Annotated in this window: 15 protein-coding genes, 1 tRNA gene and 1 pseudogene; 9 read left to right on the top strand and 8 right to left on the bottom strand. The window is 74.2% G+C overall.

What is annotated here, in order from left to right; translation table 11 throughout:
* Window positions 1-119: 119 nt before the first annotated feature.
* Window positions 120-998: an expansin EXLX1 family cellulose-binding protein gene (locus AB0J86_RS05755; protein ID WP_363853095.1), complete on the top strand. Its 879-nt coding sequence runs from the start codon at window positions 120-122 to the stop codon at window positions 996-998.
* An 81-nt stretch (window positions 999-1,079) separates the two neighbouring features.
* Here the strand turns inward: AB0J86_RS05755 and AB0J86_RS05750 are convergent, their stop codons facing one another.
* Complete coding sequence (locus tag AB0J86_RS05750; protein ID WP_363853092.1) at window positions 1,080-1,670, bottom strand: CGNR zinc finger domain-containing protein; 591 nt, start codon at window positions 1,668-1,670, stop codon at window positions 1,080-1,082.
* A gap of 73 nt (window positions 1,671-1,743) precedes the next feature.
* Here AB0J86_RS05750 and AB0J86_RS05745 point away from each other — a divergent pair, with 73 nt between their 5' ends.
* Window positions 1,744-2,154, top strand: a complete 411-nt coding sequence (locus tag AB0J86_RS05745; RefSeq protein WP_363853089.1) for a hypothetical protein — start codon at window positions 1,744-1,746, stop codon at window positions 2,152-2,154.
* A 355-nt stretch (window positions 2,155-2,509) separates the two neighbouring features.
* Here AB0J86_RS05745 and AB0J86_RS05740 read toward each other — a convergent pair whose 3' ends face one another.
* A complete protein-coding gene (locus AB0J86_RS05740; RefSeq protein WP_363853087.1) occupies window positions 2,510-3,235 on the bottom strand; it encodes a TetR/AcrR family transcriptional regulator C-terminal domain-containing protein in 726 nt (241 codons plus the stop codon).
* A 24-nt stretch (window positions 3,236-3,259) separates the two neighbouring features.
* Here AB0J86_RS05740 and AB0J86_RS05735 point away from each other — a divergent pair, with 24 nt between their 5' ends.
* Entirely contained in the window at window positions 3,260-4,390 is a 1,131-nt protein-coding gene (locus AB0J86_RS05735; RefSeq protein ID WP_363853084.1) for an FAD-dependent monooxygenase, read from the top strand.
* 63 nt (window positions 4,391-4,453) lie between these two features.
* On the opposite strand, the gene AB0J86_RS05730 is transcribed toward AB0J86_RS05735, so the two are convergent.
* Complete coding sequence (locus AB0J86_RS05730) at window positions 4,454-5,095, bottom strand: GNAT family N-acetyltransferase (protein WP_363853081.1); 642 nt, start codon at window positions 5,093-5,095, stop codon at window positions 4,454-4,456.
* Window positions 5,096-5,248: 153 nt separating this feature from the next.
* Between AB0J86_RS05730 and AB0J86_RS05725 the strand changes: the two genes are divergently transcribed.
* Together AB0J86_RS05725 and AB0J86_RS05720 are read left to right on the top strand one after the other, a co-directional pair.
* Window positions 5,249-6,244 (top strand): aldo/keto reductase, encoded by a 996-nt coding sequence (locus AB0J86_RS05725; protein WP_363853078.1) that lies wholly within the window; start codon window positions 5,249-5,251, stop codon window positions 6,242-6,244.
* Window positions 6,245-6,295: 51 nt separating this feature from the next.
* A pseudogene (locus AB0J86_RS05720) lies at window positions 6,296-6,844 on the top strand (TetR family transcriptional regulator); the annotation flags it as partial.
* Window positions 6,845-6,891: 47 nt separating this feature from the next.
* Here AB0J86_RS05720 and AB0J86_RS05715 read toward each other — a convergent pair.
* Window positions 6,892-6,975 (bottom strand) — tRNA-Leu (locus AB0J86_RS05715).
* Window positions 6,976-7,052: 77 nt separating this feature from the next.
* Entirely contained in the window at window positions 7,053-7,529 is a 477-nt protein-coding gene (gene bcp, locus AB0J86_RS05710) for a thioredoxin-dependent thiol peroxidase (protein WP_363853075.1), read from the bottom strand.
* 206 nt (window positions 7,530-7,735) lie between these two features.
* On the opposite strand from bcp, the gene AB0J86_RS05705 reads away from it, so the two are divergent.
* From AB0J86_RS05705 to AB0J86_RS05690, 4 genes are read left to right on the top strand one after another with little or no spacing between them, the layout of a single operon-like run.
* The gene (locus AB0J86_RS05705) at window positions 7,736-8,455 is read left to right on the top strand and encodes an energy-coupling factor ABC transporter permease (protein WP_363853072.1); all 720 of its coding nucleotides are present in this window, start codon (window positions 7,736-7,738) and stop codon (window positions 8,453-8,455) included.
* Entirely contained in the window at window positions 8,452-8,874 is a 423-nt protein-coding gene (locus tag AB0J86_RS05700; protein ID WP_363853881.1) for a PDGLE domain-containing protein, read from the top strand. The genes AB0J86_RS05705 and AB0J86_RS05700 overlap by 4 nt, the downstream gene beginning before the upstream one ends.
* 9 nt (window positions 8,875-8,883) lie before the next feature.
* Window positions 8,884-9,654: a cobalt ECF transporter T component CbiQ gene (gene cbiQ, locus AB0J86_RS05695; RefSeq protein ID WP_363853070.1), complete on the top strand. Its 771-nt coding sequence runs from the start codon at window positions 8,884-8,886 to the stop codon at window positions 9,652-9,654.
* Entirely contained in the window at window positions 9,651-10,439 is a 789-nt protein-coding gene (locus AB0J86_RS05690) for an ATP-binding cassette domain-containing protein (RefSeq protein WP_363853067.1), read from the top strand. Before cbiQ ends, AB0J86_RS05690 begins: the two co-directional genes overlap by 4 nt.
* Here the strand turns inward: AB0J86_RS05690 and AB0J86_RS05685 are convergent.
* From AB0J86_RS05685 to AB0J86_RS05675, 3 genes are all read right to left on the bottom strand, one after another.
* A complete protein-coding gene (locus tag AB0J86_RS05685; RefSeq protein WP_363853064.1) occupies window positions 10,388-11,563 on the bottom strand; it encodes a hypothetical protein in 1,176 nt (391 codons plus the stop codon). The genes AB0J86_RS05690 and AB0J86_RS05685 overlap by 52 nt on opposite strands.
* Window positions 11,564-11,685: 122 nt before the next feature.
* On the bottom strand, window positions 11,686-12,366 hold the full coding sequence (locus tag AB0J86_RS05680; RefSeq protein ID WP_363853878.1) for a thioredoxin domain-containing protein: 681 nt from the start codon (window positions 12,364-12,366) through the stop codon (window positions 11,686-11,688).
* 142 nt (window positions 12,367-12,508) lie between these two features.
* Window positions 12,509-13,036: a MauE/DoxX family redox-associated membrane protein gene (locus tag AB0J86_RS05675; protein ID WP_363853875.1), complete on the bottom strand. Its 528-nt coding sequence runs from the start codon at window positions 13,034-13,036 to the stop codon at window positions 12,509-12,511.
* Window positions 13,037-13,260: the final 224 nt, after the last annotated feature.

Raw genomic sequence — 13,260 nt, 5'->3', positions numbered from 1 at the left:
CCGATCAGCCGCCGGCTAACGACCGGCCCGCCGACCCGACTCCGGCGGCCGACGCCGCCCCGGTGACTGCCGGCGCGGGAGTTGCCGGCCCGGGAACTGCCGATTCGGGAGTTGCCGGCGTGGGGACTGTCGATCCGGGACGCCGGCCGCGTCGGCTGCGGCGCTGGCTGGTCGGCGGCGGCGCGGTCGTGCTCGCCGCCGTCGTGGGGATCGCGCTCGCCGTGCGCTCGGGCGCCGCGCCGGCCTGCGCCGCCCCGCCGAGCGGTACCGCCGTCCGTTCCGTCGAGGCCAGCTACTACGACGCCCGGGGCAGCGGCGGCACCTGCTCGTACCCGGGTCCGCCGGCCGACCGGCTCTACGTCGCGCTCGGCCGGCCCGGGTTCTCCGGCGGGGCGGCCTGCGGCAGCTACCTCGACGTGACCGGGCCGAAGGGCACGGTCCGGGTGCTGGTCATGGACGAGTGCGCCGGCTGCGCCAACAGCAAGATCGACCTGTCCCGGCAGGCGTTCGCGCGGATCGCCGACCCGGCGAAGGGGATCGTCCGGGTCTCGTACCGGGCCGCCGTCGACCCGCCGTTGCCCGGCCCGCTGACCTTCCGGATGAAGGGCGGCACCTCGAGGTACTGGTTCGCGGTACAGGTCGGCGCACACGGCAACCCGCTGCGGTCGGTCGAGGCGATGGCGGCCGGCGGCGGCTGGCGCGCCGCGAAACGGGAACCGGACAACTACTGGACGATCGCCAGCGGGCTCGGCCCCGGGCCGTACTCGATCCGCGTCACCGACGTGTACGGCAACCAGGCGGTCGCCACCGGCATCCGGCTCGCGCCGAAGCAGTTGCAACGCAGCGGCGTACGCCTCTACGGCGATCCGGCCGCCGGCTCGCCGAGCCCGACGCCGAGCGGGACGGCGCCGTCGCCGAGCGCCTCGGCCGTACCGTCCACGCCGCCGCCGAGCGCGCCGGCGGTGGGTGCCTCCGCCTCCCCGCCAGCCTGCGGGTAGCCGCCGCACCGGTCCACTCGCCGGCTCCGGCTGCGCACCGGCCGGCTTCCGCGCCTGCCCCCGGCTGGCGCGCCCGCCGGGTTACGTGCCGGCCGAGGCGCGCGCCCGGGCCGCGCGGAGGTTCACCAGATTCCCGCATCGCTTCGTGTCGTGCCACATCCGCGAGACGGTGGGGGAGCGGTCGACGAACGGGAAGCCGCACGGCGGGTACGCGCAGGTCTTGAGCCGACCGAGCGTGCCCGCCGCCTCGGCGCGGAGCAGTTCGACGGCGACGAGCCCGGCGACCGCCCGCCACCCCTCGCCGGTCGGCCGGTACCGTACGCCCTCGCCCGGGCTCCAGCGCAGCTCGACGGCGAAGTCGTCGGGCCCCGCCGGTGCGGACCGTCGCGGGGCGTCGGCCCGCAGCGCCTCGCGCAGACTCTCCCGGAAGGTGGCCAGTGGCGCGAGGTCCTCGCGCCGGAGCCCGACCGACGGGCGCGCGAGCCGCGACCGCGGCGCGAACCCGGCCAGCGCCCCGCGCAACCATCGCCGCGCGCGGGTCAGGCCGGCCAGCTCGTCCCGCTCCGGATCTCCGGCGAGGGCGGCGGGCGCGGTGGCCAGGAACGCCTCGACGAAGCGGAGGCCGGCCTCGTCGGCGGCCTGCTGGGCGCGGGGCAGGGCGGTACGCGACACGACGCAAGCATATGTCCTTGGGCTCTGTCGCTCATTGGCTGTCGGACAGAAGCAAAGAGGCTATGGTTCTGTCATGACCTACCTTGGAAGCGGCGACCCGGCCCGGCGCCGGACGGACTACAACCCGCCCTGGATCGGCGAGCTGGCCGACGACGTCACGATGGAGGGCTCCACGGTCAACGGCACGGTCCGCGGCGCCGAGGCGGTCCGGACGCTGCTGGCGTACGCCCGGACGCTCTACGAGTACCAGGACTTCGTCTTCGTCGGGGAGTACGGCGACAACGGCTACGTCGAGGACTACTCGTCCCAGGTGCAGGGCCAACCTATCGCCAACATCGCCGTGATCTACCGGAACGACCAGGGCAAGGTCCAGCACCTGGTGATGAACCACCGGCCGCTGCCGGCTGTGCTGCTCTTCGCCCGCCTCATGGGCGAGCACTTCAAGGGCACCCCGTACGCCGAGTTCTTCACCATTCCCGGATGACGCAAGGAGTACCCGACGCCCGGTAACGCGCCGCTGCGCTACGACGTACTCGTCTCCGGCCTCGCGCCGGTCCGGGACGGGGTTGCCCGACGGCCGCACTGGTCCCGCTGGCACACACGCTGGTCCACGGCGCCCGCGAGGCCGTGATCGTGGACCCGCCCATCACCGGAGCATGCCGGACGGCAAGCCGGGCGCCCCCTGGAACTTCCCGCTGGTCGAGCGCTACCCCGACGGCGTCAACCCGTACGCGATCTGGCTGTCGACCCGGCGCCTGGTGGCCGCCTAGGCCCCGGGACCAGCCGGCGACGGGCGCCGCCACCTCCCCGGCCGCCGGCGGTCAGGCCGGGTCCCGCGGTCACGGGTGGGAACGGGCGGTGATGCCGTCCAGGACGGTGACCAGGTTGTGGTGGAAGGTTTCCTCGGCGTCGAGGTGGGCACCGTCGATGACGAGCCGGGCGATGGTGGGGTAGCGGCCGGTTTCGAGCATGCGGGTCAGGTAGGGCCCGAGGGCGGCCTGCCAGGCGGACACGTCGGTGCCGGTTGACCGGGCGGTCCGCCGCTCGGTGACCTCCCTGCGGAGCGCTCCGACGATGAACGCGTTGAGGGCGCCCAGGGCCCGCTGGAGTTCGTCGACGCCGCGCAGGCCGGGGGCCTGGCTGAGCGCCGCCGCGGTCGATTCGCCCACGGCGAGCGCGTGCGGTCCCAGGTGCGGCCGGGCGCCGAGCAGGTCGACGAACCACTCATGATCGAGAGCGGCGTCCCGGGTCCGGTGGACGATGGCCAGTACCGTGGCGCGCCAATCGGAGTGCCGATCGGCCTGGGCGATCTGGGCGTACACCGCGTCGACCATCAGGTCGAGCAGTTCGGACCGGTTGGTCACGTAGTCGTAGAGCCGCATCGGACCGACACCGAGCTCTTTGGCGATCTTGCGTACCGACAGCCCGTCGAGGCCGTGCGCGTCGGCGAGTCGGATCGCCGTGGCGGCGATCTTCGCGCGGCTCAGCGGCACCGGCGCCGCTCGCGGCTGCGGCTCGGGCCGTTCCCAGACGGGCAGCGGTACGCTACCGTACGGTGTATCCATGAGGTACAGCGTACGGTAACGGAGATGATGATGCGAATCGCGATCGCCGGTGGCGGCCTCGGCGGCCTGACGCTGGCCCGAATCCTGCACCGGCACGGCATCGACGCGGTGGTGTACGAACGCGAGGCGAGCCGATCCGCGCGATCGCAGGGCGGAATGCTCGACCTGCACCCGGAGTCCGGGCAGCGGGCGTTGGCCGACGCCGGCCTCACCGGCCGATTCCGGTCCGAGGCGCGGCCGGAGGGCGAGGAACATCGCATCCTCGACCCGGCCGGCCGTACCCTCGTGCACCACCGGCCACGACCCGGCTCGTTCTCCGGACGCCCGGAGATCGACCGCGGCGTACTGCGTGACCTTCTGCTCGATTCGCTCCCGGGCGAAGCGGTGGCCTGGCGGCACCGGCTCGTCGCGGTGACGCCACGACCTGACGGAGGCTTCGAACTGGCGTTCGACGGCGGCCACCGCGCCGACTGCGACGTCCTCGTCGGCGCGGACGGCGCACGCTCGGTCGTCCGGTCGCTGCTCACCGACGTGCGGCTGTCCCCGGTCGCCACCTTGGTCGAGCTGAGCATCGGCGACGCCGACCGGCGCCACCCGGATCTTGCCGAACTCGTCGGCCCCGGAAACCTCTGGTGCGTGGGCGCGAGCCAGATCCTGGCCGCGCAACGCCTCGGCGACGGCGGCATCCGAGTCGGGATCTCCCTACCCGCCGACGGTCGCCACCTGGACACCTACCGCAGCAAGCGCGCTCTGCTGGAGATGTTCGACGGCTGGGACTCCCGCCTCACCGCACTCATCGAAGCCGGCGACGGCCCGCCGACCCCGCGCGGGATCGAGGCGATGCCCACCGGTACCCGCTGGCCCCACCGACCGGGCATCACCCTCGTCGGCGACGCCGCGCACCTCATGCCGCCGGTCGGCGAGGGCGCGAACCAGGCCATGCTCGACGCCGCCGAACTCGCCGCCGAACTGGCCGGCGACCCCGCCGACCCCGACTCGGCGATCCGGGCGTACGAGGAGGCGATGTTCGTCAGGATCCGCCCGATCGCCGAGATGTCCGCACGGGTCCAGGCGATGATGCTGTCGCCCACCGCGGCCGACGACATCGTCCGCTTCTTCACGCCGCGGTCCAGCGGGCCGGCAGCCGCGGACTGACCCGCGCGACGCGGCCGGCCTCGCCCTGGTGGACGCTCCTGCCCGGAAGGTCCGGACGTCCGCTCAGGGCGAGGTCCGGTGACCCGACCGCGCCGCAACCGGTGACCCGCCCTGTGCCGCGACCTCCGGTGACCCACCCTGTAACGCGACCTCCTGTGCCGCGACCTCCTGTGCCGCGACCTGTGGTGCGCGCAGCGGGAGCCACATCAGCACCTCGTCGCGGTCGTCGCCGGGCGCCAACCGCAGCGCGCCCGGCAGACGGCCGACCTCGCGGTAGCCGCACCGCTGGTAGAACCGTTCCAGGCCGAGCCCGCCGCGCAGCGTCACGTGCAGCGCGTCCCAGCCGGCCTGCCGCCCGAGCCGCTCGGCCTCCCGCATGATCGCCTCGCCGTAGCCGGAGCGCTGGCGGCCGGGGTGCACCATCACGCGCTTGAGCGTGCACCAGTGCGCCTTCAGCGCGAACCGGTTGCTTGCGAAGATCAGGAAGGCCACCGGCCGCATCCCCTCGTACCCGACCAGCAGCCGGTCGTGGCCGTCGTCGATGCCGGCGAAGGCCGCGTCGGCGGTGGGGCGTACCTGCTCCTCGGTGACCGGGGCCACGAAGCCGACCGCCCCGCCGGCGTTGGTCACCTCGGTCCAGAGCGTGACGAGCTGCCGCCGCAGCTCGGTGGTCAGCTCCGGATCGGGTACGAAGCGGATGTCCATGCCGGCAATCCTCGCCGGTTCCCGGCCCGCCACGGCAGCCAGCGGTCGATCATGGTGATGGGCGTTACAGAAGCCGTTGACTGACAAAATTTGAAATCTGTCAGCTGTTCGCTGATACTCGATACGGAACGGTGGTCCAGACGGGAGTTCACAATGCAGACGCGCACACTTGGCCGGACCGGTCCGCGGGTCTCCGCGATCGGGCTCGGCGCGATGGGGATGTCCGACCTCTACGGCCCGGCCGACGAGGCCGAGAGCGTCGCCACGATCCACGCCGCCCTCGACGCCGGGATCAGCCTGATCGACACCGGCGACTTCTACGGCATGGGACACAACGAGATGCTGATCGGCCGGGCGCTGCGCGAGCGCGACCGCGACCAGGTCACGATCAGCGTGAAGTTCGGCGCGCTGCGCGACCCGGACGGCGGTTGGCACGGCACGGACGGCCGACCCCAGGCCGTCGCCAACTTCCTCGCGTACACCCTGCGGCGGCTCGGCACCGACCACGTCGACATCTACCGGCTGAGCCGGCTCGACCACACCGTGCCGGTCGAGGAGACCATCGGCGCCATCGCCGAGCAGGTGACGGCGGGTCGGGTACGCCACATCGGCCTCTCCGAGGTCAGCGCCGAGACCATCCGCCGGGCCAACGCGGTGCACCCGATCAGCGACCTGCAGATCGAGTACTCGCTGCTCTCCCGCGGCATCGAGGCGGAGATCCTGCCGACCGCGCGGGAGCTGGGCATCGGGGTGACCGCGTACGGGGTGCTCTCCCGAGGGCTGCTCAGCGGCCGATGGAGCGCCGACCGCGCGCTCACCCCGGGCGACTTCCGCGGCTTCAGTCCGCGCTTCCAGGGCGACAACCTGCTGGCGAACCTCGGCCTCGTCGAGGCGCTGCGGACCATCGCCGACGCGCGGGGCGCCACGGTCGCGCAGGTCGCCATCGCCTGGGTGCTCAGCCGCGGCGAGGAGATCGTCCCGCTGGTCGGCGCGCGCCGCCCGGACCGGCTGGCCGAGTCGCTGGGCGCGCTCGACCTCACGCTGACCGAGGACGACCTGGCCGCCATCGAGCTGGCGGTACCGGCCGGCGCCGCCGCCGGGGAGCGGTACGCCGCCCCCGCGATGGCGGAGCTGGACAGCGAGCGCTGAGGGGGCGCGGCCGGTGACGGCCGGCGGTGCCGCTCCCGACGGCGCGGCAAGATGGTGCCCATGACCGACTCGGCACTGACCCCCGGGCAGATCCTCGAAGCGGCGGAGGAGGTCCTCCGCCGCTTCGGCCCGGGCAAGGCGACGGTGGTCGACGTCGCCCGGGCGCTGCACGTGAGCCACGGCAGCGTCTACCGCCACTTCGCCAGCAAGACGGCGCTGCGCGAGGCGGTGGCGGAGCGCTGGCTGGAGCGGTCGCACGCCGGCCTGGCCGAGCTGGCCGGCGCGTCCACGCCGCCGCCGCGTCGGCTGCTCGACTGGCTGCGGGCGCTCTTCGAGACCAAGCGCCGCAAGGCGCTGGACGATCCGGAGCTCTTCGCGACCTACTCGGTGCTGGTGAACGAGAGCAGCGCCGTGGTCGCCGCCCACCTGGAGTCGCTGGTCGGGCAGCTCGCCCTGATCGTCGCCGACGGGGTCGCCAGCGGCGACTTCCGGGTGCCGGACGTCGCGGTGGCGGCCCGGGCGGTCTTCGACGCGACCGTACGCTTCCACGACCCCGCGTACGCCTCGGCGTGGGCCGCCCCGGGGATCGAGGCCGAACACGAGGCCGTCTGCGCACTGCTCCTGGCCGGCCTGCGCGGCGGCTCAGCTGGTGCGGGAGAGGGGAGTCGAACCCCTACGCCCGAAGGCACAGGAACCTAAATCCTGCGTGGCTGCCATTACACCACTCCCGCTGGTACCACCAGCAGTCTAGTGCGGCCCGCTCGCCGGTGGGTGCCCCGGCCTCGGCCGCCCGCAGACCGCCGGCGGTTCAGTCGAGACCGAGTTCCCGGCGCAGCTTGGCCACGTGCCCGGTGGCCTTCACGTTGTAGAGCGCGCGCTCGATCCGACCCGCTGCGTCGATCACGAAGGTCGAGCGGATCACGCCGGTGACGGTACGGCCGTAGGACTGCTTCTCGCCGTACGCCCCGTACGCGCTCAGCACCTCGTGGTCGGGGTCCGAGACGAGCGGGAACGTGATGGCGTCCCGCTCGCGGAACTTGGCGAGCGTCTCCGGCCTGTCGGGGGAGATCCCGACGACCTCGTAGCCGGCGGCCTGGAGCGAGGCGAGCGAGTCGCGGAAGTCGCACGCCTGCTTGGTGCAGCCCGGCGTCATCGCCCTGGGGTAGGCGTAGAGGACCACCTTGCGTCCGCGCAGCTCCTTCAGCGAGAGCGGCTCGCCGCGGTCGGTGGTGAGGGTGAACTCCGGCGCGGAGTCGCCGGGCGTGAGCTTGCTGGGCGCGGTCATGGCTGTGACCCTACCGCCGCGCCCGCCGGCACCGGCTGAGGCGGCGTGCCGGGCCGGCGGCCGGGGACGTGGCGTGCCGGGCCGGCGGCCGGGGACGTGGCGTGCCGGCCGCCGGGGACCGCATTGTTGCAAGGTATTGGCAACAACCCGGGACGGCCAATAGTCTGATCCCGGCGGAAGCTGGACCGGCGACCCTGGGAGGCGGCGTGAAGACGCTGGCGATGCACATCAGCAACGGGATCATCGACGGTCCCGTGGCCGCGGTCTTCGCGGCGTTCGCGCTGGCCGCGCTCACCCTCTGCGTGCTGCGCGGCCGGCGCGACCTGGACGACCGGCTGGCGCCGATGGCGGGCCTGGTGGCCGCCTTCATCTTCGCCGTGCAGATGCTCAACTTCCCGATCTTCATGGGCGCGGTCAGTGGCCACCTGCTCGGCGGCGCGCTCGCCGCGATCCTGGTCGGCCCCTGGGTCGGCGCGCTCTGCGTGGCGGTGGTGCTGATCGTCCAGTCGCTGGTCTTCGGCGACGGCGGGGTGGCGATGCTCGGCCTCAACATCACCAACATGGCGATCATCGGTACCGCCGCCGGCTACCTCCTGGTCGCGCTGCTGCTGCGGGTGCTGCCGCGCACCCCGACCGGGCTGGCCGTCACGGGCTTCGTCGCCTCGGTGGTCAGCGTCGTGGCCGCCTCCCAGGGCTTCATCCTGCAGTACTGGCTCGGTGGCGCCACCGACGTCGGCACCAGCGGTCTCGGCGCGCTGGCCGGGACGATGGCCGGCGTGCACCTGCTCATCGGCGTCGGCGAGGGCCTGATCACGGCCACCACCGTGGTGACCGTCGCCAAGGTGCGGCCCGACCTGGTCTACGCGCTGCGCGGCCTGCGACCCGCGCCGGCGTTCCCGGTACCGACGACGGCGGAGGCGCACTGATGCGACGCTCTCGGATGTTCCTGCTCGGCGGGCTCCTGGTCGCCCTGGTCCTGGCCGGGGTGGTCAGCAACTTCGCCTCCTCCCATCCGGACGGCCTGGACTCCTCGCTCCGCGCCGGCTGCACCTTCGACGCCGACGACAACATCACCGGCGGCAGCTGCCCGGCGCTGCGCGAGCAGGCGCACGAGTTGGAGACCGGCCCGCTGGCCGGGTACGGCGTCAGGGGCATCGACAACCCGTACCTGTCGACCGGGCTTTCCGGGGTGATCGGGGTGCTGCTCACCTTCGCGGTCGGCGGCGGCGTCTTCTGGCTCGCCCGCCGGCGTACCCGTAACGGCGCGGACGCGACCGCCGCCCCGACCGGCACGACCGCGACCACCGACCCGACCGGCGCGACCGCGACCGCCGCGCGGGACTAGGGGTACGACATGGGCGCCGGCCACGCACACGTCCTCTACCGTCCTGGAACCTCCCCGGTGCACCGGCTCCCGCCCGAGGTCAAGATCGTCGCGATGGTCGCGTTCACCCTCGCCGTGGTGGCCACCCCGCGCACCGCGTTCTGGGCCTTCGGCGGGTACGCCCTGCTCGTCGCGGCGGTCGCGCTGCTCGCCCGGATCGAGGCCCGCTGGCTGCTCACCCGTTCCCTGATCGAGCTGCCCTTCGTGCTCTTCGCGTTCGCGCTGCCGTTCCTCGGGCGTGGCGAACGGGTCGACTGGCTCGGGCTGAGCCTCTCGGTCGACGGGCTGCACGGCGGCTGGAACATCCTGGCCAAGGGCACCCTCGGCGTGCTCGCCTCGCTGCTGCTCGCCGGCACCACCACGATGCGCGACCTGATCATCGGGCTGGACCGGCTGCGCTGCCCGCAGATCCTCACCCAGATCGCCACGTTCATGCTGCGCTACCTCGACGTGCTGGCCGGCGAGGCCCGCCGGATGCGGATCGCCCGCGTCTCGCGCGGCGACGACCCCCGGTTCCTGTGGCAGCTGCGCGGCTTCGCCGCCGGGGTGGGCGCGCTCTTCCTGCGCGCCTTCGAGCGCGGCGAGCGGGTCTACCTGGCGATGCTCTCGCGCGGCTACGAGGGGCGGATGCCGGCCGCCTGGCAGGCCGGCGGTGCGGCCAGCGCCAGGCAGTGGCTCGCCGGCTCGTCGGTACCGGCCGGCGCGCTCGGGATCGCCGCGACGGCGATGATGCTCACATGACCGAGCCCGGAACAACCGCCGCCGCCTCCCTCGACGTGCGGGGCGTGCGCTACGCCTACCCGGACGGGCACGTCGCCCTCGACGGGGTGGACCTGACCGTGCCCCGGGGCGGGCGGGTGGCGCTGCTGGGCCCCAACGGGGCCGGCAAGACGACGCTGGTGCTGCACCTCAACGGGATCCTCACCCCGGCCGCCGGTACGGTCACCGTCGGCGGCCTCACCGTCGACCGCGACCGGGCCACCCTCGCCGAGATCCGGCGCCGGGTCGGCATCGTCTTCCAGGACCCCGACGACCAGCTCTTCCTCCCCACCGTCGCCGAGGACGTCGCGTTCGGGCCGGCGAACCTCGGGCTGCGCGGCGCCGAGCTGGCCGCCCGCGTGGACGAGGCGCTGGCCGCCGTCGGCATGTCCGAGCACCGCGACCGGGCCCCGCACCACCTCTCCTTCGGGCAGCGGCGCCGGGTGGCCGTGGCGACCGTACTGGCGATGCACCCGGAGATCCTGGTGCTCGACGAGCCCTCGTCGAACCTCGATCCGGCGGCCCGCCGCGAGCTGGCCGAGATCCTGCGCGGGCTGCCGGTCACCCTGCTGATGGTCACCCACGACCTGCCGTACGCGCTGGAGCTCTGCGACCGGTCCGTCGTCCTCGACGCCGGCCGGATCGTCGCCGACGGCGGTACGGCCGACCTGCTCGCCGACGGGGAGCTGCTCGCCCGGCACCGGCTGGAGCTGCCCTACGGCTTCGACCCCAGCTCGGTCGCGCCGCGGCTTCCCGCCGGCGCCTGACCCGCGGTCGGCGCGCCCCGGTCCGGCTTCGCCGGGCTCGGCCCGGTCGCCGACGCCTCGGTCGCCGCCGGGCCGGTCACCGGCGCCTCGGTCGCGGCCCGGCCGGCGGCGCGCATCAGCAGCATCCCGACGAGCGCGAGCCCGGCCCCGGTGGCCAGCACCACGGCGACCGCGAACCGCGCCCAGCCGCCGGACCAGGGCACCGGCGGCACCGAGCGGGCGAAGAACGACGCGTTCGCGATCCCGGCGAAGAGCGCCAGGCAACCGCCGCCCAGGGTGAGCACGAAGTCGGCCGCCGGGCGGCGGGCCAGCGCGTACGCCCCGGCCGCGACGGCGGCCAGCCCGGTGAGCAGCGGCCAGGTCTGCCCGGTCGGCAGCCCCGCGAGCGCCCCGGCGAGCCCGTCGGCGCCCGCGTCGAGCTGCCGCCCGGTGGCGAGCGCGATGGCGGTGGCGCCGCCGGCGGCGCCGAACGCGGCCAGCGCCACGGTCGCGAACCGGCCGGCGAGCAGCCCTGCGGCGACCACCACGAGGACGCCCAGCGCGGTGCCGAGCCACCAGCCCACGGGCGCGGGCGGCGGCACCCAGTCGAGCGTGCCGCCGATCCGCCCGGGGGTCACGTTGTCGCGCAGCGGGACGGTCCACTCGCGGATCCGGTGCGGTCGGCGCGGGTCGGCCCGTACCTCGGGCGGCAGCTGCTCCGCCAGCCAGCGGGTGCGCTGGTCGTGCCAGCGCACCACCGGTTCGGTGGCCACGCGCTGCCAGCGCGGCGGCAGGGTCGGGTCCGCGTCCGCGGGCGGCTGGGTCTCGCCGTCGAGGGTCCGGTTCAGGTACGTCGCGGGGGAGTTGAGGTTCTGGTACACCCCGTCCGGGCCGACCTGGAGGTACGGCTCGTTCCGGTAGCCGAGTACCTCGATGGCGCGGCCGGTGTGGTTGGTCAGCTCCAGCCGGGCGCCCGACTCGACCACCCGTACCGTCAGCCCCGGCAGCGCCGGGGTCACCGAGGTCACCACGGTGCGGTAGTCGGTGCCGTCCGGGGCGTCGGCGCCGTGCGCCCAGGCAGGGCCGGCGAGCGCCAGCGCCCCGGCCAGGCCGGCGGCGAGCAGCCCGGCGACGCGGGCGGCCACGAGTCGGGCCGGCCCGCCGCGCCGCTTCCGGTCCCCGGCTGCGGCTCCTCGGTCGGCCCGGGCGGCGCCGCGGCGGGGGAGGCCGGGGTGCGTCACCGGAGGGCGGCCCTGGTGCAGGTGCGTCACTTCGGGGCGGCGGCCACGGCCGCGGTCAGCGCGTCCGGCGTCGGCGAGGGCACCTGCTTGCCGGCGACCAGGACCGTCGGCGTGCCGGTGATGTTCGCCTTGCTGGCCTCGTCGGTGACGTGCTGGGTCCACGACTTGAACGTCCCGTTCCGTACGCAGGAGCCGAAGCTGTTCTGGTCCAGCCCGACGCCGGCACCGATGCTGATCAGCTGGTCGTCGGGGAGGCCGGCGCTCCCCTCCGGCGGCTGGTGCTGGAAGAGCGCCTTGGCGTACTCACGATACTTGCCGGCGTCGGCCGCGCAGCCGGACGCGGCGGACGACCGGGACGAGTAGCGGGTGGTCGAGGCCCGGTCCAGGTAGGCGACCGGGTGGAAGATCACCCGTACCTTGCCCTGCGCGACCAGCTGGTCCACCGTGGCGCCGCTCTGCTGCTCGAACTGGTTGCAGACCGGGCAGATGAAGTCCTCGTAGACGTCCATGGTCACCGGCCCGGTGCCGACCACGACGCCGTTGCCGTCGCTCGTGGTGTTGCGCGGCGCCGTGAAGTCGCCCGAGCGCTGGCTGGCGTAGACGCCCCAGCCGATCAGGCCGGCGATGACCAGCACCGCGACCGCGACGACCGAGGTCCAGAGGGTACGCCGGCGGCGCCGTTCTCGGGCGATCTGCGCGCGCACCATGCGGTTCGCCGCCTGCCGGCCCTGCCCCTTCCGCGCCTGCCCCGCCTGCCCCGGGCGGCCCTGGCCGGGCTGCGGCTGCCGGCCCTGCCCCTTCCGGCCGCCCTGCCCCGGGCGGCCCTGCCCCTTGCTCGGCCGGTTCTGGCTACTCATCGTCGTCGTCCTCCACGCGGTTGTCGCCCGCCAGCCACCGGTCCAGTGACAGCGGGGTACGGGGCCAGACCAGCAGGAAGCCGGCCAGCACCAGGAACCCGACGTCGCGCAGGATCTCCGGGCCGTAGCTGGGGGTCTGGCCGGCGGCCAGGTCGCCGCCGTTGCTGAAGCACCCGCAGTCGATGGCCAGACCGCGCGCCCAGGCCGAGCTGATGCCCGCGATGAAGATCACGAGCAGGACCGCCGAGATGCCGGCGGCGAGCCGGGTGGCGAGGCCGAGCAGGAGCAGTACGCCGAGGGCCAGCTCCACGAAGGGCTGGGCGGAACCGACCGCCACCGCCACGTCGTACGGCAGGAGCCGGTACGCCACGACCGCCCGCCCGGAGGCGGCCAGGTCGCCCACCTTCGTACCGCCGGCGACCAGCCAGACCGCGGCGAGGCCCAGCCGGGCCAGGATCCCCGCCCAGGGCCGGACGAGCTGCCAACGGGTCCGCCAACCGTTGCCCACCGCGACGGTCATCCACGCTCCCTTGCCGAGTTCCCCGGTGCCGGCAGCCGCCACCGGCCCGCCTGCCGATCCGGTCATTAGTCGTTCCCTTCCCGATCAAAGTTCCGCCCCCGGCGGGCGCCCCTCCCGTCGATCTAGGGCAAATCGTCGTGATTCGGCGTGGATGATGCGTACGCAATCGTCGTGGTCGGGGTTGCCGACAGCCTGGAACATCATGGTCCCGAGGCAGTAGGCGC

Source organism: Micromonospora sp. NPDC049559, assembly GCF_040676675.1.
Lineage (GTDB): Bacteria > Actinomycetota > Actinomycetes > Mycobacteriales > Micromonosporaceae > JBFAPK01.
The sequence above is the reverse complement of the archived record's forward strand: the minus strand, read 5'-3'. Positions and strand labels throughout refer to the sequence as shown.